Below are 21,703 nucleotides of genomic sequence, written 5' to 3' on the forward strand. Positions count from 1 at the left end.
CGTGCTGGCCGCGCAACGCCGCGAACGAGCCCGAGTCCGCAGCGAACGCCAGCAACGCTGGGGGCGACCCCGGACCAAGGCAGCCTGACGGGTCAGACCCGGTGAACGTTCGCGGCCAACGCACTAGCGTCAGCCGCGGTCCCGGCGCAGAATCCGGCTCAGGCCGCGCGGCGCCGGAATCTCCGGCTCCGCGTCCGACTCGTCCGGGTCGTCCGGGTCGTCCTCGTCCTCCTCCTCGATCTGCCGGTCCCGGTCCGCCTCGATCAGCTCGTACAGCGTGGTCTGCACGTACTGCACGTGCGGCACCGAGGTCAGCACCGCCGCCTGGTCGCCGATCGAGTCGATCTTCAACGTGCCGCACCCGAACAGCCGGTCCAGCACCGACTGGGTCATCGCGTGATCGTTGACCCGGGCCAGCGGCAGATCCCGGCGCTCCCGCGCGATCACGCCGTCCTGCAGCAGGATGCGCTCGTCGGTGAAGACGTAGTGGGTGCACCGCCAGACCAGCAGCGGCCAGACGCCCCGGGTCAGCGCGAAGTAGCCGCTGACCCCGCCCACCACCAGCACGCCGATGCGCCCGCCGGAATTCACCGGCAGCATCACCCAGGCCACGATGGTCACCGCCAGCGCGACCAGCAGAACCAGGATCGGGCGCACGGCGGTCTTCGCGTGCGGGTGCAGATGGAGGACGACGTCCTCCTCCGCGGTCAGGACGTCGTCCGGGAAAGGCACGCGGTCAGCGTACGTGCACGACGTCCCCGGCCGAGATCCTGTTCTCCCGGCCGTCAGCCGAACGGATCACCAGCTGCCCGTCGGCGTCCACCGTGGTGACCTCGCCGACCAGTTCCGCCCCCGCGGGCAGGTGCACCCGCACGGTCCGGCCCACCGTCGCGCACCCCCGCCGGTACGCGCCCAGCAGCCCGCACATCTCGGCGTCGCCGGTCGCGTCGCGCCAGCCCGTGTACCACCGGGCGAGGCCGCGCAGCAGGGCCCGCAGCAGCGGGTCGCGGTCCGTGCTCCGGGCGCCCGCCAACTGCAGCGAGGTGGCCGGGAGACCGGTGGTGGGCGGCAGTTCACCGGGTCGGGTGGTGACGTTCAGGCCGATGCCCAGCACCACCGCGTCACCGGCCGCCTCGGCCAGGATGCCGGCACACTTGGCGTCCTGCACGAGCAGGTCGTTCGGCCACTTCAGCGCCGCGTCGACCTCGGCCACCCGCTGTACCGCCTCGAGCAACGCCACCCCGGCAAGCAGCGACAACCACCCGAAATGCCGACTGGGTACGGCACCCCAGCCCCGCTCCACGTCGGCGACGCCCGGCCGCAGCAGCACGCTCACCGTGATCCCGGCCCGCGGCGGCGACACCCACTGCCGGTCCCGGCGACCGCGTCCCGCCACCTGCTGCTCGGCCACCACGATCAGCCCTTCCGGCTCACCGGCCCGGGCCGCGTCGGCCGCGTCGGCGTTGGTGGAACCGGTTTCGGTGCGCAGGTCGAGACGCCGCCACAGGCCACCCGGGGTGAGGAGCGCGCGCTCCAGGTTGCGGGCGGACAGCGGCGGCCGCTCCAGATCGGTGTACGGCGACGCGGGCATCGGTCCAGCCTACGACGCCGGCCCCGGTCAGCCCGGCTCGGCGGCGTGCTTGCTGACGTACACCGTGCTCCGGTTCTCCGGCGACTGCGGCCTGGGCCGCGGTCGCGGGCGACGCCGCGGACGCTCGGCCTCGTCCGTCTCGTCCGTCTCGCCCGTCATCGCGTCCAGCGACGGCACCATCGGGGTCGACTCCGCCACCGGGATGAACTCGGTCACCGGACTGACCCGGGTGCGCGGCGGCCCGGACCGGTTCCAGCCCGGCTGCCCGAACACCGGCTCGGCGTCGCGTTCGCGGTCGGCACCTCCGCCGGGCGGGGTAGGTGTCCAGTCCGGGATCACCGGCTCGGCCGGTCGCCGATCGGTGCCGGTTGCCGGGTCCGACGCCCGGCGCAGCCGCGCGTCGGGCCGGATCGTGGTACGGACGAACGGGTTCTGGGCGGCCTCGACCGGCACCTCCGCGGCCACCGGATCGGTGTCGGCCGGCGTCCCGCCACCCGTCCGGTCCCGGTCGTTGCCGGGCCGCACCTCCGGGCCGAACGCCACCCGGGCCATCGGATCCTGGCCGAACGCCACGCGGGCCACCGGGTCCGGGTCGTCCGCCGCACGGGCCACCGGGTCCGGACCGGACGCCCCACGGGCCACCGGATCCGGACCGGACGCCCCACGGGCCACCGAGTCCGGACCGGACGCCCCGCCGACCACCGGATCCCGACCGGACGCCCCACGGGCCACCGGATCCCGACCGGACGCCCCGCCGACCACCGGATCCCGACCGGACGCCCCACGGGCCACCGGATCCCGACCGGACGCCCCGCCGACCACCGGATCCCGACCGGACGCCCCACGGGCCACCGGATCCGGGTCGGACCGGAGCGGCCACAACGATCGCGGATGCGCCCCGGCCGGGCGGGCCGGCCATGCGGGCGGCGCGCTGTCCCGGTCCCGTTCCGCCCAGCGCGCGACCTTGGCGCGGTCGACCGGGTTCGGCTCCGCCCCCGCCTTCCGCACCTGGTCCGGCACATGCCGCCCGGCCGTGGCATCGTTCGTCACCGGCCATGAGCGGGGCGACTCGAAACGCTCCGACGGCGTGGCCGGGGGCCACGGCGGCACCAGCGCGGTCGGCTCGTCCGCCGGCACCGCGTCGAAACCGGACGCCGGCGGCTGCGGCGGCACCGCGGGCAGCCGCTCCACCGGCACCGGCCAGCCGTAACCCCCGTCGGCGTGGATGCGCTCCGGCACCGGGGTCCAGTACTCCCCGCTGACCGGTTGCTCATCCTGGTACTCGGGACGCACCCAGCCGTCCACCCGGTCCCCGGTGCGGTCGATCCGCCGGGACGGCGCCGCGGACCCCGGTGCCAGCGGCGGGGTCACCATCACGGCCGTCGACATGCCCGGCTCGTCGTCGTCCACCGGGCCGGCCGGCGTCTCGCTGCTCGTCCGGGCCCCCGGCGCCCCGGCGCGGACGCCGAGGCCAGGCTCGCGGTCCCCGCCGAGAGCAGACGGCGTGCCGCGGACGCCGGGAGCAGACGGCTCACGGTCGGCGCCGAGCGCGGACCGCTCGGCACGCCCGCCGAGGGTGGGGGCGGCCGGGCGGACGGACGGCAGAATCCGGCCGGAACGCTGGTCCTCGTCCGACCGTTCCGCCGGCGCGTCGATCCGGCCGACGGGCTCAGGCATCTGCGCGCGCAGAACGTCCGGGCGGTTCCGCGCCCCGGTCCCGCCCGCAACCGAACGGGCCCGGTCCTCGCCCGCACCCGAACGCAGCCGGTCCTCGCCCGCACCGGACGGCTCCAGGTTCGACGGCCCGGCCACCGTGGACCGCCGGCCTGTCCTCTGCGCGCCGGCCGGGCCCACGCCCGGCAGCGGATCGGCCGACGTCTCGTCGCCTGCCGGTCCGGGCACCGGTTCCTCGTCCGCCAGTCCCAGCGACGCCAGGCCGCCGTCCGGTTCCCGGTGGCCGCCGCCCTGCTCCCGGTGCCCGCGGACACCGCTCTGCACGGCCGCGTCCCCGGCCACCGGTGCCCCGGACCGGCGACGCCGGGCGCCGCGCGGCTGAGGCACCTCGGTGCGGTGCGGACGTACCGGGGCGGCCGGGGGCACGGCACGGCGAGTCGGCTCGATCGCCCGCTGCGGCCGGTTCCGGCGCCGGTTGCCTTTGCCGCCCCAGAGGGCGTGCCGGAAGCCGATCAGCGTGGCGAGGCCACCGGCGATCAGGGCGATCCCGGCCGCGGTCATCCAGTTCGTCACGGGGGTAGTAACGAATGGGGCATTGAGTGCGAAACGCACCCGTACCGGCGCACTGCCGGTGCGGCCCGGAACTGTCGGTGTCCACGGATACCATCGGCGGCGTGACGATCCCGCACGACACCGAGCCGCAGATCGACATCCACACCACCGCCGGCAAGCTCACCGACCTGGAGCGCCGCGCCGGCGAGGCGGTCCACGCCGGCTCCGCGCGGGCCGTCGAGAAACAGCATGCCCGCGGCAAGAAGACGGCCCGGGAACGCATCGCGATGCTGCTCGACGAGGGCTCGTTCGTCGAGCTGGACCAGTTGGCCCGGCACCGCTCCACCAATTTCGGGCTGGAGCGCAACCGGCCCTACGGCGACGGCGTGGTCACCGGCCACGGCACCGTCGACGGCCGTCAGGTGTGCGTGTTCTCGCAGGACTTCACGGTGTTCGGCGGCTCACTGGGCGAGGTGTTCGGCGAGAAGATCGTCAAGGTGCTCGACCTGGCCATGAAGATCGGCTGCCCGATCATCGGCATCAACGACTCCGGCGGCGCGCGCATCCAGGAGGGCGTGGTCGCGCTCGGGCTCTACGCCGACATCTTCTTCCGCAACGTCCGGGCGAGCGGCGTCATCCCGCAGATCTCGCTGATCATGGGCCCATGCGCGGGCGGCGCGGTGTATTCCCCGGCGATCACCGACTTCACCGTGATGGTCGACCAGACGTCGCACATGTTCATCACCGGTCCGGACGTCATTCGCACGGTGACCGGCGAGGACGTCGGCATGGAGGAGCTGGGCGGCGGGCGCACCCACAACACCCGCAGCGGCAACGCGCACTACCTGGCGAGCGACGAGGACGACGCGATCGACTACGTGCGCGCCCTGCTGTCGTACCTCCCGAGCAACAACCTGGACGAACCGGTGGCCTTCGACGTGCCCACCGACCTGGAGCCCGGCGCGGCCGATCTGGCGCTCGACGCCCTCATCCCGGACTCGGCCAACCAGCCCTACGACATGCACCGGGTGATCGATGCCGTGGTCGAGGACTTCCTCGAGGTCCAGCCGCTGTACGCGCAGAACATCGTGGTCGGCTTCGGCCGGGTCGAGGGCCGGCCGGTGGGCGTGGTGGCCAACCAGCCGATGCACTTCGCCGGCACGCTCGACATCGCGGCATCCGAGAAGGCCGCGCGGTTCGTGCGCACCTGCGACGCGTTCAACCTTCCGGTGCTCACGTTCGTCGACGTGCCCGGCTTCCTGCCCGGCACCGGCCAGGAATGGGACGGCATCATCCGGCGCGGCGCCAAACTGATCTACGCGTACGCGGAAGCGACCGTCCCGAAGGTCACCGTGATCACCCGGAAGGCGTACGGCGGGGCCTATGACGTGATGGGCTCGAAGCACCTCGGCGCCGACCTGAACTTCGCCTGGCCGACCGCGCAGATCGCCGTCATGGGCGCGCAGGGCGCGGTGAACATCCTGTATCGCGGTGAGCTGGCCGCCGCGGACGACCCGGCCGCGTTGCGGACCGAACTGATCAAGGAGTACGAGGACACGCTCGCCAACCCGTACACCGCGGCGGAACGCGGCTACGTGGACGCGGTGATCGCCCCGTCGGCGACCCGTGCCCAGGTGACCCGGGCGTTACGCACGCTGCGCACCAAGCGGGAGACCCTGCCGCCGAAGAAGCACGGCAACATCCCGCTGTGATCCGGCTCAGGGCGCGGTGCCGACGTCCGGCAGCCACTGGCCCGCGAGCATGAACGCACCGATCACCAGCGCACCCAGCGTGACCAGGTAGAACAGGCCGACCCAGAACAGCGCCGGCACCCCGGTGATGTGGGCCAGCTGGTCCGCGTCCGACTCCGGCATCCGGCCGCGGCGCCGCAGCTTCTGCAGCTCACCCACCGGCCGCACGCCGCCGATCAGCAGGAACCACACTCCGGCGTAGGCGAACGCGGCCTGCACCTGCGGCGAGGCGTACCAGGACACGCCGAACACGATCGCGCCGGTCACCACCAGCGACACCACGCCGAACAGGTTGCGGATGTTGATCAGCATGACCAGCAGCAGCACCACGGCCAGCCACAGCAGCAGCGTGATCCGGTTGCCGCCCAGGATCCATGCGCCGGCCAGGCCGACGAGCGACGGCGCGATGTAGCCGGCCAGCAGCGTGAACATCATCCCCGGGCCGGTCGGCCGTCCGGCCGACAGGGTGAGCCCGGACGTGTCGAACTCCAGCCGGATGCCGCGGAGCTTGCGCCCGGTGAGCAGCGCGGCCAGCGCGTGCCCACCCTCGTGGGCGATCGTGACGGCGTTGCGCGCGATCCGCCACAGCGGGCGGGCGGCCACCACCGCCAGCGCGACCAGCGCCGTGAGCAGCACCAGCAGGCGGGGCGGGTCGGGTTGCGCCCCGAAGAGTTCATCCCAGAGATTCGTCACACCGTCGATCGACACGCCCGGGAGCGTAGTCGATCAGGTCAGGCGCGCCGGCGGACCACCGCTTCGGTACGCGTCGTGCCCCGCCGCGCCAGCATGACCGTGCCGGCGACCGCACCGGCGACCGTGGCCAGGCCGGCGAGCACGAGAAGTACGGTGAGCAGCCCTGCCGCCGCAATCAGAATGGCGACATCGGCCACGGCGACGAGCATCCACAACGCGAGCGTGGGCTTGCGTCCATGTCGTCTGCAGTTCATGGTGCACCTCCATCCGTGGTGCACGATCACTACCCGGTTCACCGACGGCTCACTCATGATTGCGCCGATTCGAACCGCCGACCGCTCAGCTCTTGGCCGGTTTGAACCCGTCGTACATCACCTGAAGCTCGTCCAGGTTGTCGTCCCAGTCCTCCGCCGAGGTGGACCACCCGATGCTGTACGCCTGATCCTTGGCCGTGACAAAACCGCGCTTGACCACTCGCAACGGGTTGCCGGTGCTGCTGGTCCGGGTGAAGTTCCAGTCCGCGGCCTTGTCCCAGTAGTCGACCGCGCGGATGCTGAGCCTCTGGTAGTTGATGTAGCCCCTCCGCTTTGCGGGTTCCTGCTCGGTCCAGTCCTGCACCGGGTCGGATTTCGGCTGATCGGTCTGATCGACGATCAGCAGCCGGCCGTCGTTGCCGGGTCCCTCGAACCAGACCTCGCTACGTACGCGCTTCTGCACGCCCCAGCCCTTCGGCAGCGGCACCGAGAAGCCGGTCCGGTCCTTGTACATGGACCAGCCGTTCGGCAGCTTGAAGCCGGCCGGTGCGCTGCTGGCCGGCGGAGCCGACTGGGACGGCTTCGCGGTCGGAGCGGGCGCGGCCGGAGCCGAAGCAGCCGGAGCCGGAGCGGCCGGAGCCGAGGCAGCCGGTTGCGGCGCAGCACTCGCGGCCGGCCCCACCGCCGCCGTCCGGTCACCGTCGCTGCCACCATCGTCGCCGAACGCCGCCGAGACGGCCAAAACCAGGGCAAAAACCAGCGCCAGTACGATCACCGCCCCGATCACTGTCTGGCGCCGGGTCAGCGTCGTCCCGAACACCGTCACACCACGCGACCGCTCCGGCCGCGGCGGAATCGACATCGGCTGCCACGGCGGCCGGCTCGTCCCGAACCCGGTGGCCCCGGTCACGACGGTCGCATCCGCGCCCGCCTGCGGCGCCGGCCGAACCGGGGCGGCGTCCCGTCGTACCCCCGCGGCGGCCCGCGCCCCCACCGCCTTCGCGGCGTCGACGGCCTTCCGGGCCGGGTGCCGGTCCGACCCTCCGGGCGTCTTGCCACCGGCAGCGCCGTCAGACGCCCGCTCAGCGGCGGCCTTGCCCGGCTTCGCCGAATCGATGTCGGCCATCGCCGCGACGGCGGGCCCGACCCTGGTCTCCGCCTCCGCCTCCGCGCCGCGCGGCACGATCCTGGTCTCCGTGCTCGCCGCATCGCCGCGGGTGGTCCGGGCTTCAGTCACCGCATCGCCGCGGGTGGTCCGAGCTTCAGTCACCGCATCGCCGCGGGTGGTCCGAGCTTCAGTCACCGCATCGCCGGGGGTAACCCGGGCTTCAGCCTCCGCAGCGTCCGGCCTGCGCTGAGGGCCGGCTTCCGCGTCGCCCGGCTCGCGCTGAGCGTCAACGTCCGCGTCGCCGGGCTCGCGCTGAGCGTCAACGTCCGCGTCGCCGCGCTCGCGCTGAGCGTCAACGTCCGCGTCGCCGCGCTCGCGCTGAGCGTCAACGTCCGCGTCGCCGCGCTCGAGCTGAGTCTCGGCGCTCGCCGCGCCGTCAGGCGCGGTCCCGATGTCAGAGCCCGTCGCGTCGGCAGACTCGACCCGGGTATCAGCCTTCGTCGTGTCGCCCGTCTTGTCCGGCGCCGGTGTCACCGCCGCTCCGGCCGGGGCATCTGCGGAACCTTCCGCCGGACCGCTCGGAGTCGAATCCACCGTGGAGTCGCCGGGCGCGGCGTCGACCTTCCCGGCTGTTACCGGGCCGGTGACGAGAACGTCCGCGCCTTTCGCCGTGCGCCCACGGCCCTTCTTGCGGCTGGCCCGGCCCTTGCCCGCCCCTGCCCTGGCACCGACGGTCGGCTTACCCGCCGCGGCCGGCTTGGCGGACGCCCCGGACTCGCCACCGTCCGTCTCGACGATCGGGCCACCAGCCGCTGCGGCGGTCCGCTCCGCCTCGGAAGGGTCGCCTTCCGCAGCCTTGCTCCCCACCCCGGGTGCGCCCGGCCGGGTCGCTGTCTCCGCCGCGCCGTCGGCCTCCGGTGAACTCTCCGCCGTGGTGCCGCCGCCCGCAGCGGCTGCACTCCTCGCCTCGACGTCGGCTTCCGACGAGTCCGCCGCGCCGAGGGCTTCCGTCGTGCGCGCAGCGTCTGACGCGGTCCTGTCGCCCGCCGGGGCAGCACCGACCGTCGTCGGCGCGTTCCGTGCGCCGCCGGCCGGGATCGCCCCCTGGCCAGCGCCGTCAACCGGACTCCCCGCAACCTCCGTGGAGGTCACCTTGTTGGCCGCACCCTCGGCCGCAGCAGCGCCGACCTCGGACGAGGTTGCTGCGCTCGGCCGAGCGACCGTGGTGCTCTCCTCGGCGGTCGCGCCCGCGTTCGATGCGCCCGGCTCAGCGCGTGACCCGGACGCCTCGCTCGGCCCACCGGGCCTGCTCGCCTCAGCATCGGACCTCGCCTCGGCGGCAGTGCTCGCCGCATCGACCGCCGTGCCCGTCGTCTCACTGGCAGCGCTCACCGCAGCGCCAGCGCCCGCCTTCGTGGCAGCGGCCGCCTCGCTCGCAGCACTCGCGCCAGCCTCGGTCGCAGCACTCGCGTTCGCCTTCGTCGCAGCATCTGCCTTCGTCGCAGCGTCTGCCTCGGTCGCAGCGTTGGCGTTCGCCTTCGTCGGCGTGTCCGCGTTCGCGTTCGCCTTCGTCGCAGCGTCTGCCGCTGCCTCAGCCCTCGCCGCCTTGGTAGCGCTTACCGCGTCACTCGCGGCGGCCTTGCCGTCTGCTCCGACCTTCCCGTCTGCTCCAACCTTGCCGTCTGCTCCAACCTTGCCGTCCGCTGCGACCGTGCCGTCCGCTACGACCTTGGCATCCGCGGCACCCTCGCCGCCCGCAGCGGCCTTGCCATCCGTACCGGCCCTGCCATCGGTTGCAGCCTGGTCGCCCGCAGCAGCCTTGCCATCCGTACCGGCCTTGCCGCCGACTCCAGACCGGCCGGTCGTGTCGGACGTGTCGCTTGTGCTGGCATCTGCCGCCGAACGTCCCGCGGAACCTGCCGACGACGGAACGGCCCCAGCCCGCTTCCCCTCGCCCGCGGATTTCTCCGCCACGTCCGGCGCGGTCTGCCGTACCTCAGTGACCGGCTCTTCGGTCGTGCGCCGCGGACCGCCGGGCGGTACGACGACACCGGACCGCCCGGAGACCCGACCGGTGCGACCTCCGGGGGTCGGCGCGTCGCCACGCCCCGGGCGATCCGTCGGCACGGCGATCCGTCCGGTCTCCGCCGAGGCGGGAGGCACGGGCGGCGTTCCGGCGGGACGGTCCACCACCGGGGCGGCCGCTGACATTTCCGGCGGGTTCGGGACGCCTCCGGCGCGGCGGCGGTGGGCGGCGATCTCCGCGGCTGAGATGGTGCCGTACGCGCCGCGGGTTCCGCGGGACAGCGCGCCGTGCGTGCCCTCCGCCGCCGGCTCCGTCGAGGGCCGGCCGGGTGCCTGCGGGGACGCTGCAGGCGTACCCGGAATGTGGGGTCCTCGATCGCGGACCGGCGGCGTGTCGACCCGGGTGGCGTCCAGGGGTGGTGGGCTGTCGGGGCGCCGCGGCGGGTCGGCCGGGCGACCGACCGACGCTTTTCCGGGCACGAAGACCGGCGGGCGGCCTTCGGTGGGCGCCGCGGGCGGGCGGGCACCACCGGACGCCGCAGCAGGCGGTACGACCGGCGGGCGGGCACCGCCGGAGGCCGCGGCGGGCGGTACGACCGGCGGACGACCGGCCGGCGGCACGACCGGCGGACGGCCACGGGAGATGGGCGGACGCGGACCGGGTACGACCGGAGCGGACCCGGTGGCGACCGGCGAACCGGGTACGACCGGGGGCAGCGACGGACGTTCCCGGCCGACACCGGGGCGGCGCATCGTCGGGCTCATCGGGAAGGTGAGCTTCGCCCGGCGGCCGGTGGCGCGCAGAAGCAGCCGCTCCGCCTCTTCGGCGTTGATGCGGTGCGCCGGGTCCTTGCGGAGCAGGCCGTTGAGCACTGGCTTCAGCGGGCCGGCGTTGCGGGCCGGCGGCGGGTTCTCGGTGGCCAGCGCCGCGAGCGTGGCAATGGCCGACGGCCGCGCGAACGGCGATGCGCCCTCGACCGCCGCGTACAGCGTCGCGCCGAGCGACCACAGGTCGGCGCCGGGTCCGGCGGTGCCGTCCCGCGCGCGCTCCGGGGCGATGTAGGCGGGAGAACCCAACACCAGGCCGGTACGGGTGACGTTCGGGTCACCGGGCACCGTGGCCAGGCCGAAGTCCGTCAGTACCACCCGTCCGTCCGCACCGATCAGCACGTTGCCCGGCTTGACGTCCCGGTGCACCACGCCGGCCCGATGCGCGGCGCGCAGCGCGTTCAGCACGCCCAGCCCGATCTCGGCGGCCCGCACCGGCGGGAACGGGCCGTCGCTGGCCAGCACGTCCTGGAGGGACCGTGACGGCACGTACTCCATGACGATCCACGGGTCCGCGTCCGTACGCAGCACGTCGAAGACGCGTACCACGTTGATGTTGTTCAGGCGCGCGATGGCGCGCGCCTCGCGCAGGGAGCGCTCCCGCATCTCCTGGCGCTCCTCGGGCGTCAGCCCGGGCGGCGGGACCAACTCCTTGATCGCGACGTCGCGGTGCAGGACCACGTCCTTCGCCCGCCAGACACGACCCATCCCGCCCTGACCGAGCGGCGCCACGAGCCGGTAACGGTCAGCAACAATGAGCGGCGGGGAAGTAGACATCACGCAGAAAATACCCGGTCATGTCGAGCGACAGCTAATTGATCAGCAGTCTGTGGGACGCGTGTCACCGCCCGCATCCCAAGACGTCGTACGCTACGTCGATGGACGAAGAACCGCTGGTCAGAGTCCTCCGCGGCGCGCCGACCGCAGAAGAGGTCGCAGCCCTGCTCGGCGCGCTGGCCAGCCGATCGATCAACACCACTGAACCAGCACCGGAAAATTCCCGCACCGCCTGGACCCGCAGCGCCCTCCCCACCCACGGCGCCACCTCCTGGCGGGACTCGGGCCTCCCCCGCTGACCTGTATCTCGGTCGGGTTGCGACTGTCCACAGGAGCACGTGACGGGGTCGAACGGGGCGGGGGAACGGACTACTCTCTCGATGGATTTCGTTGTGGGAAATTCACGTCGGTCTGTTCGAGGGAGGAGCAGGGTGCTTCCTGAAGAGGATCGCGGTCCCGCGTGGCTGCGCGACTACGGCTACACCGACTTCGGCACCATCGAGGCGGACATCGCCGCGATGGAGGAGTTCGCGAAGAGGCTGGCCGAGGACGTACAGAACAACTACGTCCCGCACATGACGGGCGTGACCGACGCGATGCTGACCGAGCTACCCCCGCCGGCGGCCACCTTCCCCGAGCTGGTCGACTTCATGACCGCCCACCAGGCCGCCCAGGACACCACCCAGACGAACGTCTACAACTTCGCCAACGGCACCAACCGTTTCGCCACGGCGGCACAGACCATCAGCGCCGAGTACGACGGCGCCGACGCCTTCTCCCACGCCCGGGTCCGCGACGTCGAGAACGCCTTCCAGGTGGCGACTCCGGCACCCGGCGGCAACGACCAGCCCGGAGGCGACGTCTGATGCTGGACGCAGGAGGCGGCGGAGGCTACGCCGGCACGAACTGGTCCGCCGCGTCGGTCATCGACATGTGGCTCGCCATCGCCAACCAGGACACCACCCCGCACTGGCAGCTACTGAGCGGCTGGCGCAAGTCGTACGAGCTGACCCTCCAGCACATGTCCCAGGTCAAGAACTACCGAGAGAACCTCGCAACGGCGTGGCCACCGGAGAAGAGCCCGGCGGCGGCCGCATACCTCGCCCGGCTGGACGTCCTGATCGACCACTTGCAGCAGACGTACGACGCCGCAGTCGCCAACCACAGCGCCTTCAGCAGCGCGACCTCCGCCATCAGCGCGGCACGCACCAAGCTCAAGACGGTCGTGAACGAGTACCTGGCAAATGAGGGCAAGCTGCAGACGTTCGCCCAGGAGCAGGCCCAGCGACCGAAGGGCGGGCTACAGCGAGGGCCAGAGCCGAAGCCACCGGTGCCCGACAGTCGCCAGATCCAGTTGGAAGCCCAGGCACGGAGCATCATGTACGGCCTGAGCACAGAGATCACGCAGGCGCGAACTCAAATCACAAAGCCCGCGCCGTACGACCCGACACACGGACGCTTCGGCGAAGACAGCAATCGCCCCGAGAGTAGCTACGCGCCCCCGCCCATTCCTCCAGTTGTCGCGTTCGATCCGGGGACGCCCGCGTCCCATACGGCAACTTCGGGCGGCAGTCAGGGTGGCCTCACCCAACCGCCCCTGTCTACGACACAGCCATCTCCCCGTGTCCCCGGCCTGATCCTCGGCGGTGTCGAACCATCCCCCATCGCACCGACGCCGCCTCCGACAACCAACCCAAACCCGCCGGTGACGATCGGCCCCTCCCCCACAAATATTCCTCCCCCGTCGCCACCGCTACCTACGCCGGTAAATACAGGCGGTCCGACTACACCGACCGGCGGAAGAGGGCGTGGAATCGCGATCGGCACACCCACTGATGGAGTGTTTGGGTCACCTAACGGTACGGCGCGCCCAATGCCGCCTGGTGGTGTAATCGGGGGAATGCCGGGCAGGAGTCTCGGTCAGCCAGGTACTAGCGGCAGACAACCAACTCAGGTGAACCCTGTCGGTGGAGTCATTGGCCCTAGCGCTGGAGGTCGACCCGGAGCTACTGGTCGACTCGCAGGCACCACTAGCCAACCCTTGGGTGGAACGCCGGGACGTAGCTTAGAACGGGTTGAGGATTCGCCAAGCTCGGCACGATGGGACCCAGACAACCCTTGGGAAACCGCTAAGGGCGTGTCACCCGTGCTCGTTCCGCTAGCCGACCAGCCTATTGATCCTGGCCCGGCGATTGGCCTCCGCTAGTGTGGCCCGAAAGGTCTAGGTTGGTCGGCTTAGCACTTGCAACGATCATCATCAACGCCTTAACAACCGGCCCAGCCAGAGCTGACGATGTTCGCGAGGACCAATGGCATCTGAGCGAATTGAGGGTCAACGAGGCGAATCGCCTCTCAACTGGACAAGGCGTCGTGGTTGCAGTCGTCGACAGCGGGGTAGATTCTCACCCAGATCTACATCGCAACCTTCTGAACGGCGGGTCAGTCCTGCCAAGTCGCTTGGATACGGGCAGAGGCGATCCGAACGGCCACGGCACTGTGATGGCGAGTCTAATTGCTGCCCACGGACGGTCTAATGAGTCCGGCGTGGCTGGCATTGCTCCCGCCGCGAAGATATTACCTGTTCGCGACTCCGACGCTGAAGGACGCGGAAATAGTATCCGGTCCGCTGAAGCCATCGAGTGGGCCACCACACACGGCGCAAAGATTATCAACTTCTCTAAAGCCGTTTCACCTAGCCTTGCATTGCAGGCGGCAATCAAAAGCACTCAGGCAAGCGACGTGCTTGTCATAGCCGCCTCCGGCAACAAGGGACAGGACGTCGTCGCTGCATATCCGGCCGAAATGCCAGGCGTTCTTTCAGTCGGCGCGGCTGGCCGGAACCGCAAAGCCGCTCCGTTTACCAAGCCCGGCAGGAATGTACAGATTTGCGCACCTGGGGTCGACATCGAGGGGGCAAAACCCGGGGGTAAGTATTCGATAGGTAGTGGTACCTCTCAAGCCACGGCAATCGTTTCGGGGGCTGCCGCCCTCGTCCGCGCCAAATTCCCCACCCTAACCGCCCAACAAGTCATCGCTCGCCTAACCTCCACCGCAACCGACATAGGCAAACCCGGCCGCGACAACCAATGCGGCTACGGCCTCCTCAACATCGTCGCCGCCCTAACCGCCCCCACCACCCCCCAACCAGCAACCTCCCCCACACCCCCGACAACCACCCCCACATCACCCCAGGCAGCACCCCCGACGCCCAACCCGGAGCCCGACCCCGCCAACACCCCCCTCCTGGCCGGCGGCATCATCGGCGCACTGGCGACCACCGGACTAGTAGCGTTCTTCCTGATCAGACGGCGCCGATCCGCCTAGCGCATCCTCCTAGCGCGACAAACGCCGCCGAGACACACTGCGCCCGGCACCGAAAGCGCCGCCCGGGCTTGTAGCGTGAATTCTCGTGCAGACCGAAATCTCGTACCGCTTGGTTCTCGCCTCGGCCAGCCCCGCTCGCCGGGCGTTGCTCACGTCCGCCGGCATCGACGTCGACGTGCTCGTCAGTGGCGTCGACGAGTCCGTGGTGGAGGCGGAGGACGCGTACACCCTGAGCCTTGCCCTGGCGCGCATGAAGGCGCGCACCGTGGCCGCGCGCATGCAGGCCGATCCGGGGGTGTTCGTGTTGGGGTGTGATTCGGTGCTGGCGTTCGACGGGGACGTTCTCGGCAAGCCGGCGGACGCGGCGGAGGCGGTGAAGCGGTGGCAGGCCATGCGCGGCCGGTCCGGTGTGCTGCACACCGGGCATCACCTTACCGACCTGGTCAGTGGGCGGCAGGCCGAGGAGGTGGGCACCACCGTCGTGCACTTCTCCGACATCTCGGATGAGGAGATCGAGGCGTACGTGGCCAGCGGGGAGCCGTTGCGGGTCGCCGGCGCGTTCACCATCGACGGGCGGGGCGGGGCGTTCGTGGAGCGCATCGAGGGGGACGCGGGCAACGTGGTCGGGTTGTCGTTGCCGTTGTTGCGGCGGTTGCTGGCTCAGCTGGATGTGTCCATCACGCAGTTGTGGCGCGACTAGAGTCTGGCTCATGTCCTTCGAGCCGTTGACGTTGACGCCGGAACTGCACACCTACCTGCTTGCGCACAGCACGCCGCCGGATGCGGTGGTGGCCGAGTTGATCGCGGAGACCAGGGCGGCGCTGCCGGGCAACGCGACCATGCAGGTGGGGCCGGAACAGGCCGCGTTCCTGCGGCTTCTGACCAGTGTGATGGGGGTACGCCGGGCCGTCGAGGTGGGCACGTTCACCGGACTGTCGTCGCTGTCCATCGCCCGGGGGCTGGCCGACGGTGGGCGGCTCACCTGCTTCGACGTGTCGGAGCAGTTCACCGATGTGGCGCGCCGCTACTGGAAGCGGGCCGGTGTGGACGACCGGATCGAGTTGCGGATCGGGCCGGCCGCGGATCGGCTGGCCGAGTTGCCCGCCGAGCCGCACCTGGATCTGGCGTTCATCGACGCCGACAAGGAGGGGTACGTCACCTACTGGCAGGAGCTGGTCCCGCGGGTCCGGCCGGGTGGTCTGCTCCTGGTCGACAACGTGCTGTGGTCCGGGCGGGTGCTCGACCCGCAGGGCGGGAGCGACCAGGCGGTGGCCGCGTTCAACGACGTGGCGCTCGCCGACGACCGGGTGGAGTTGGTGATCCTCCCGATCGCCGACGGCCTCACCATGGCCCGCAAGTTGGCGGGCTGACGCTCAGCGCACGCTGCGGGCGAACTCGCGTGCCGCCCACACCACCGCGAGCACGGCCAGCACGGCCATGATGACCAGTCCCTGCCAGACGTCGGGCGAGCCGAGGTCGCCGCGGAACAGCGCCCGGGTGCCGTCGACCGCCCAGGAGAACGGGTTCCAGTCGGCGACGCCCTGCAGCCAGCCGGGGGCGAACGTCAGCGGGAGCAGGATGCCGGAGAGCAGCAGCACCGGCTGGGCCACCGTGTTCATCAGCGGCGCCAGCGCGTCCTCGCTCTTCACCCGCAGCGCCACGCCGTAGGAGACGGCCGACGTCATCAGGGAGATGAGGGCCAGCATGAGGTACGCCAGCAGCAGGTAGCCGATGAACACGCGCAGGTCGAACAGCAGGGCCAGCAGCGTGATGATGACCGCCTGGGCGATCAGGGACACCACGTCGCGCAGGGACCGGCCGAGCAGCAGCGCGAGGCGGCTGACCGGGGTGACCCGGGACCGTTCGATCACGCCGGCCCGGAGTTCGGCGATCAGGCCGAAGCCCTGGAACAGTCCGCCGAAGATGGCGAGCAGGACCAGCAGGCCGGGCACGAAGATCTCGTACGCCTCGGCGTTGGAGTTGACCTGCAGCGCCGGCTTCAGCAGCGGCGCGAACAGCAGCAGGTACATCACCGGCTGGAACACGCCGACGAAGATCCAGACCGGGTTGCGGAGCAGGAGCTGCATCTGGCGTTCGAAGATCAGTCCGGTGTCGCGCAGCAGTTTCATGGTTCAGTCCTCCCGCAGCGATCGGCCGGTCTTGGTCAGGAACACGTCGTCCAGGCTCGGCCGGTGCAGTTCGATCGTGCCGAGTGGCACGTCGCCGGCGTCGAGGGCGCGCAGGATCAGCGGGATGGCGGTGGCGCCGTCGTCGACGTACAGCCGTACCCCGTCGTCGTGGGTCTCCAGTTTGTTCACGAACGACGCGGTGTCCAGTACCTCCGCGGCGGTCGCCGCGGCACCGGCCGGCAGGCCGACCCGCACCACGTCGCCGGAGATCTCCCGCTTCAGGGCGGCGGGTGTGCCGGACGCGACGATCTCGCCGTTGTCCATGATGGAGAGGCGGTCGCAGAGCGCGTCGGCCTCCTCCAGGTAGTGGGTGGTGATGAAGACCGTCATGCCTTCGGTTCGCAGGCGGCGGATCTCGTCCCACATGTGTGCGCGGCTCTGCGGGTCGAGACCGGTGGTGGGCTCGTCGAGGAACACCACGCTGGGTTCGTGGATGATGCCGAGTGCGATGTCGACGCGGCGCCGCTGGCCGCCGGAGTAGGTCTTGCACTTGCGGTCCGCGTACTCGCTGAGCTGGAAGCCGTCCAGGACGCGCTGCGCGCGGGACAGGGCTTCGGACTTGCGTACGCCGTAGAGCCGGGTCTGCAGCACCAGTTCCTCGCGGGCGGTGGAGTCGTCCCAGGTGCTGCCGCCCTGAGCAACGTACCCGATCCGGCGGCGCACCTCGCCGGGGTCCTTGAGCAGGTCGGCACCCGCCACGGTGGCGGAGCCGCCGTCCGGCTCGATCAGCGTGGCGAGCATCCGCAGCGTGGTGGTCTTGCCGGCCCCGTTCGGTCCGAGGAAGCCGAAGATCTCGCCCTCGGCCACGTCCAGGTCGACGCCCCGGACGGCGTCGACCACCTTTTTCTCCCGTCCCTGCCGGGACGTGAAGGACTTGCGCAGGCCCCTCGTTTCGATCATGAATTCCCCCAAATTGTCAGGGGGCAGCCTATGGCCGTCAACGTCGACTAGTCAAACTTGATTATGCGTCATCCGTCGGCAGGTAGGGCTCGTCCGACTCGATCCGCGCCGCGGTCCGCTCGCACCAGCGGATCTCCGCCTCGGAGCGTTCGATGGTCAGCTCCCACATCCAGGACACGAACGTCGGCTTCGTCTGGAACCAGTCCGCCTTCTGCGCCTCCCGCAGCCGCTCCACACCGGCCTGGAGCTGCGCGGCCCGGCTCCGCAACGCGGCCGACGCCTCCGGGCGGGGCAGCACCGGCAGGAACGAGAAGGCGGCCATGAACGGGTCCGGCGGGGTGGACAGGTGCCACCAGTTGCCGCGCAGCAGGGTCATGAACTCCTCCGCGCCCTTCGCCGTGATCTCGTACGTGGTCCGGGCCGGCCGGGCGCCCACCTGCTCGGTCGCCACCTCGCGCAGCAGTTCCTCCTCGGTGAGCTTGCGCAGGGCGTGGTAGATCGAGCCGGGCTTCACGTTCGCCCACTTGTCGGCGTCCCAGTTCAGCAGCTCGCGGCGCACGTCGTAGCCGTGCACCGGCTGCATCCACTGGACCACGCCGAGAATCATCATGCGAGTTGCGGACACCCGCTCAGCGTAATAGCCAAACTTGACTGCACGCGCGGAGCGCCGGTGGGTCACCTAAGCTCTGCCTGTGCGCAAGGTATTGATCGCGAACCGTGGCGAGATCGCCGCCCGGGTCATTCGCGCCTGCTCGGATGCGGGTCTGGCCAGCGTCGCCGTCTACGCCGACGCCGACCGGGACGCCCCGCACGCGCGGCTGGCCGACGAGTCCTACGCGCTGGGCGGCGAGACCGCCGCGGACACCTATCTCCGCATCGACAAGCTCCTCGACGTCGCCGCGCGCAGTGGCGCCGACGCGGTGCACCCCGGCTACGGCTTCCTCTCCGAGAACGCCGACTTCGCGCAGGCCGTACTGGACGCGGGGTTGACCTGGATCGGTCCCACCCCGGCCGCCATCCGCGATCTGGGCGACAAGGTGACCGCCCGGCACATCGCGCAGCGCGCGGGCGCGCCGCTGGTTCCGGGGACACCCGACCCGGTGGCGGACGCCGACGAGATCGTCGCGTTCGCCCGGCAGCACGGCCTGCCCGTGGCGATCAAGGCGGCGTTCGGCGGAGGTGGCCGCGGACTGAAGGTGGCCCGCACGATCGAGGAGATCCCGGCGCTGTTCGAGTCCGCCACCCGCGAGGCGGTCGCGGCGTTCGGGCGCGGCGAGTGCTTCGTCGAGCGCTACCTCGACCGTCCCCGGCACGTCGAGGCCCAGGTCCTCGCGGACACGCACGGCAACGTCGTGGTGGTCGGCACGCGCGACTGCTCGCTGCAGCGCCGCCACCAGAAACTGGTGGAGGAGGCCCCCGCGCCGTTCCTCACCGACGAGCAGCGCGCGCAGATCCACACCAGCGCCAAGGCCATCTGCCGGGAGGCCGGCTACCACGGCGCCGGCACCGTGGAATACCTGGTCGGTCAGGACGGCACCATCTCCTTCCTGGAGGTGAACACGCGCCTGCAGGTGGAGCACCCGGTGAGCGAGGAGACCGCCGGCATCGACCTGGTCCGGGCCCAGTTCCGGATCGCGGCCGGGGAGCCGCTGGAGCACACCGAGGATCCGGCACCGCGCGGGCACGCCATCGAGTTCCGCCTCAACGGCGAGGACCCGGGCCGCAACTTCCTGCCCGCGCCCGGCACGGTCACGGCCCTGACCTGGCCCACCGGCCCCGGCGTGCGGGTCGACCCGGGCGTCGAGTCCGGCAGCGTCGTCGGCGGCAACTTCGACTCCCTGCTCGCGAAGATCATCGTCACCGGCGCCACCCGCGAGGAGGCGCTCGCCCGGTCCCGCCGGGCGCTGGACGAAACCGTGGTCGAGGGCATCGCCACGGTGCTGCCGTTCCACCGGCTGGTGGTGCGCGACCCGGCGTTCGCCGACACGTTCACCGTGCACACCCGCTGGATCGAGACCGAGTGGACCGGCGGCGTCGCCCCGTTCCAGGCGCCGGCGCCGGCCGGCGCCGACACCGCCGGGCGCGAGACCGTCGTGGTCGAGGTGGGCGGCAAGCGCCTCGAGGTCACCCTCCCCGCCGGCACCCTTTCCGGTACGCGGACCGCCCAGCACCGGCCGGTCCCGCGCCGCACCGGTACCGGCCACACCGCCACGCCGGCCGGTGACGCCGCCGCCCTCACCGCCCCGATGCAGGGCACGGTCGTGAAGGTCGCCGTGCAGAACGGCGACGAGGTGGCAGAGGGCGACGTGATCGTGGTGATCGAGGCGATGAAGATGGAGCAGCCGTTGCCGGCGCACCGCTCCGGCACGGTCTCGGGATTGTCGATCGAGGTCGGTGCCACGGTCACGCCGGGCGCCCCGATCTGCGTCATCGAGTGATCCGGACGACGACGTTGGTGTGCCACTGGAGCGCTCCAGTGGCACACCAACGTCGTTACGCGCCGGCCCCTACCGGCACAGGGAAGCGTTCACCGTGGTGTCCAGTGGGGACCGGTCACCCAGGGCGTCCAGCTCGTTGACGACCAGGACCATGCCGCGGCCGTCGTCGAGGAAGCCGACCCGGCTGACGAACCCGTGGATGGTGCCGCCGTGCCCCCACGAGACCCGGCCGCACGCCAGTTCGGTGCGGAAGATGCCAAGGCCGTAGCTCGCGGTCACGCCGGGGGCCGGGGAGCCCGCCGGGACCGTCGTACGCATCTGCTTGAGCTCGGCGGGCCTGAGCAGCTTGCCGCGCAGCAGCGCGGTGTAGAACCGGGCGACCTCACTCGGCGTGGAGATCATCTGGCCGGCCGCCCAGCCCCAGGACGGGTCCATCACGGTGACGTCGGTCCAGGGCGCGCCCTCCTCGACGCCGCGGAAGTATCCGTGCGGGTGACGCCCCCGGATCTTCTGCTCCCCGACCCCGGGGAAGTAGGTGTCACGCAGGCCGAGGGGCTGGACGATCCGCTTGTCGATCTGCTCGGCCAGGGGACGGCCGGTGACCTTCTGGATGATCAGACCGGCCAGGATGTAGTTGGTGTTGCTGTAGCTCCACTCCCCGCCCGCCGGGGCGCCCTTCTGCGTGAACGCGAGATCCAGCAGTTCCCGGGGCTCGAGGTACCGGTGGTGGTACTTGGGGAAGTCCAGCACCATGGCGTCGGTGTAGTTGGGCAGACCACTGGTGTGCTGCAGCAGCTGCCGCACGGTGATCTTCCGGCCGTCGATGCCGTCGCCGCGGACCAGGTTCGGCAGGTACGTCTCGACCGGGCTGTCCAGCTTGACCTTGCCCTCGCCGACCAGTTGCAGCGTGACCACCGCGACGAACGGCTTGGTGCCGCTGCCGATCCGGACCTGACCGTCGACGGGGACCTTCCTGGTGGTGTTCCGTTCGGCCACGCCGGCCGTGTAGTCCCGGCCGGTGCCGTCGGCGGCGCGGACGTGCGCGAGCGCGCCGGGGACACCGCTCGCGATCAGTCCGTCGAGGTCGCGCTGTACCGCGTCGCGCGGCTTCGCGGCATGCGAGGGGGCGGCGGTCAGGGCACCACTCAGCGCGAAACCGCCCAGTGTGGCGAGGACGGCCACACTCGTCGCGGCACGTCGGCGCCGGGAGGGGCGGGTGGTGGACAGGCGTGGGGACATGAGTCGCTCCTTGCACCGTGCGGTTCGGGTCGTTTGCGATGTTCAGCCTCGACCCGAACGGGCGCGCGATCGATCCAGGGAGCTGCCGTCACGGGGTAGTGCCTGCGCCACCACGGTCGGATTGCCGACTCGTGGGGAGGGGCCGTAGATCGGGCCGCCGGTACGGGACCTACCGACGGCCCGGCACCGACACACCAGGAACGGGGGACCCGGTGTTTCGGGCAGCCCCCACGGTACGCCGCTCCACCGGAGGGCCGCACCGGCGGCCGGGCAAAACGGGGCTGCCGAGATCACGCACATGCGTCAGACTGAACAGATTCGGTCGGGAAACCGGCTGCGCATTTGCCACCAGTCCGTAGC

At 71.3% G+C, this 21,703-nt stretch carries 17 protein-coding genes and 1 pseudogene; 7 read left to right on the plus strand and 11 right to left on the minus strand.

Features of this window, described 5'->3' with window-relative positions; all coding sequences use genetic code 11:
• Positions 1–129 precede the first annotated feature (129 nt).
• The 3 genes from LDL48_RS41690 to LDL48_RS41700 are packed head-to-tail and all read right to left on the minus strand — an operon-like array spanning position 130 to position 3,838.
• Positions 130–732 carry a PH domain-containing protein gene (locus tag LDL48_RS41690; RefSeq protein ID WP_225260728.1) on the minus strand — a complete coding sequence of 201 codons (603 nt, stop codon included), beginning with the start codon at positions 730–732 and terminating at the stop codon, positions 130–132.
• A 4-nt stretch (positions 733–736) separates the two neighbouring features.
• Positions 737–1,591, minus strand: a complete 855-nt coding sequence (locus tag LDL48_RS41695) for a biotin--[acetyl-CoA-carboxylase] ligase (RefSeq protein WP_225260729.1) — start codon at positions 1,589–1,591, stop codon at positions 737–739.
• Positions 1,592–1,618: 27 nt separating this feature from the next.
• Positions 1,619–3,838, minus strand: a complete 2,220-nt coding sequence (locus tag LDL48_RS41700; RefSeq protein WP_225260730.1) for a hypothetical protein — start codon at positions 3,836–3,838, stop codon at positions 1,619–1,621.
• 107 nt (positions 3,839–3,945) lie between these two features.
• Here LDL48_RS41700 and LDL48_RS41705 point away from each other — a divergent pair, with 107 nt between their 5' ends.
• Positions 3,946–5,529, plus strand: a complete 1,584-nt coding sequence (locus tag LDL48_RS41705; protein ID WP_225260753.1) for an acyl-CoA carboxylase subunit beta — start codon at positions 3,946–3,948, stop codon at positions 5,527–5,529.
• Positions 5,530–5,535: 6 nt separating this feature from the next.
• On the opposite strand, the gene LDL48_RS41710 is transcribed toward LDL48_RS41705, so the two are convergent.
• From LDL48_RS41710 to LDL48_RS41720, 4 genes and pseudogenes are all read right to left on the minus strand, one after another.
• Positions 5,536–6,276 (minus strand): M50 family metallopeptidase, encoded by a 741-nt coding sequence (locus LDL48_RS41710; RefSeq protein WP_225260731.1) that lies wholly within the window; start codon positions 6,274–6,276, stop codon positions 5,536–5,538.
• Between the two features lie 23 nt (positions 6,277–6,299).
• A complete protein-coding gene (locus LDL48_RS41715; RefSeq protein WP_225260732.1) occupies positions 6,300–6,572 on the minus strand; it encodes a hypothetical protein in 273 nt (90 codons plus the stop codon).
• A 28-nt stretch (positions 6,573–6,600) separates the two neighbouring features.
• Positions 6,601–9,834, minus strand: coding sequence for a serine/threonine kinase C-terminal domain-containing protein (locus LDL48_RS45470; protein ID WP_504786607.1), 3,234 nt, complete (start codon positions 9,832–9,834; stop codon positions 6,601–6,603).
• 159 nt (positions 9,835–9,993) lie between these two features.
• Positions 9,994–11,253: pseudogene (locus LDL48_RS41720) on the minus strand (serine/threonine-protein kinase); the annotation flags it as partial.
• Between the two features lie 101 nt (positions 11,254–11,354).
• On the opposite strand from LDL48_RS41720, the gene LDL48_RS41725 reads away from it, so the two are divergent.
• The 5 genes from LDL48_RS41725 (at position 11,355) to LDL48_RS41745 (ending at position 15,947) form a co-directional block, all read left to right on the plus strand.
• Positions 11,355–11,552 carry an acyl-CoA carboxylase subunit epsilon gene (locus LDL48_RS41725; protein WP_225260733.1) on the plus strand — a complete coding sequence of 66 codons (198 nt, stop codon included), beginning with the start codon at positions 11,355–11,357 and terminating at the stop codon, positions 11,550–11,552.
• 132 nt (positions 11,553–11,684) lie between these two features.
• Positions 11,685–12,119, plus strand: coding sequence for a hypothetical protein (locus tag LDL48_RS41730; protein ID WP_225260734.1), 435 nt, complete (start codon positions 11,685–11,687; stop codon positions 12,117–12,119).
• Between the two features lie 1,339 nt (positions 12,120–13,458).
• Complete coding sequence (gene mycP / locus LDL48_RS45305; protein ID WP_225260736.1) at positions 13,459–14,577, plus strand: type VII secretion-associated serine protease mycosin; 1,119 nt, start codon at positions 13,459–13,461, stop codon at positions 14,575–14,577.
• Positions 14,578–14,662: 85 nt separating this feature from the next.
• Positions 14,663–15,277: a Maf family protein gene (locus LDL48_RS41740; protein WP_225260737.1), complete on the plus strand. Its 615-nt coding sequence runs from the start codon at positions 14,663–14,665 to the stop codon at positions 15,275–15,277.
• 10 nt (positions 15,278–15,287) lie between these two features.
• Positions 15,288–15,947 carry an O-methyltransferase gene (locus LDL48_RS41745; protein ID WP_225260738.1) on the plus strand — a complete coding sequence of 220 codons (660 nt, stop codon included), beginning with the start codon at positions 15,288–15,290 and terminating at the stop codon, positions 15,945–15,947.
• A 3-nt stretch (positions 15,948–15,950) separates the two neighbouring features.
• Here the strand turns inward: LDL48_RS41745 and LDL48_RS41750 are convergent, their stop codons facing one another.
• The 3 genes from LDL48_RS41750 to LDL48_RS41760 form a co-directional block, all read right to left on the minus strand.
• A complete protein-coding gene (locus LDL48_RS41750) occupies positions 15,951–16,706 on the minus strand; it encodes an ABC transporter permease (protein WP_225260739.1) in 756 nt (251 codons plus the stop codon).
• Between the two features lie 3 nt (positions 16,707–16,709).
• Entirely contained in the window at positions 16,710–17,666 is a 957-nt protein-coding gene (locus tag LDL48_RS41755; RefSeq protein ID WP_225260740.1) for an ATP-binding cassette domain-containing protein, read from the minus strand.
• 61 nt (positions 17,667–17,727) lie between these two features.
• The gene (locus LDL48_RS41760) at positions 17,728–18,291 is read right to left on the minus strand and encodes a PadR family transcriptional regulator (RefSeq protein WP_308016559.1); all 564 of its coding nucleotides are present in this window, start codon (positions 18,289–18,291) and stop codon (positions 17,728–17,730) included.
• 67 nt (positions 18,292–18,358) lie between these two features.
• Here LDL48_RS41760 and LDL48_RS41765 point away from each other — a divergent pair, with 67 nt between their 5' ends.
• The gene (locus tag LDL48_RS41765; protein WP_225260741.1) at positions 18,359–20,104 is read left to right on the plus strand and encodes an acetyl/propionyl/methylcrotonyl-CoA carboxylase subunit alpha; all 1,746 of its coding nucleotides are present in this window, start codon (positions 18,359–18,361) and stop codon (positions 20,102–20,104) included.
• A gap of 69 nt (positions 20,105–20,173) precedes the next feature.
• Here the strand turns inward: LDL48_RS41765 and LDL48_RS41770 are convergent, their stop codons facing one another.
• Complete coding sequence (locus LDL48_RS41770; protein ID WP_225260742.1) at positions 20,174–21,343, minus strand: serine hydrolase domain-containing protein; 1,170 nt, start codon at positions 21,341–21,343, stop codon at positions 20,174–20,176.
• Between the last annotated feature and the right edge of the window lie 360 nt (positions 21,344–21,703).

Origin of the sequence: Jidongwangia harbinensis, assembly GCF_020216025.1 — a bacterium.
GTDB lineage: Bacteria > Actinomycetota > Actinomycetes > Mycobacteriales > Micromonosporaceae > Actinoplanes > Actinoplanes harbinensis.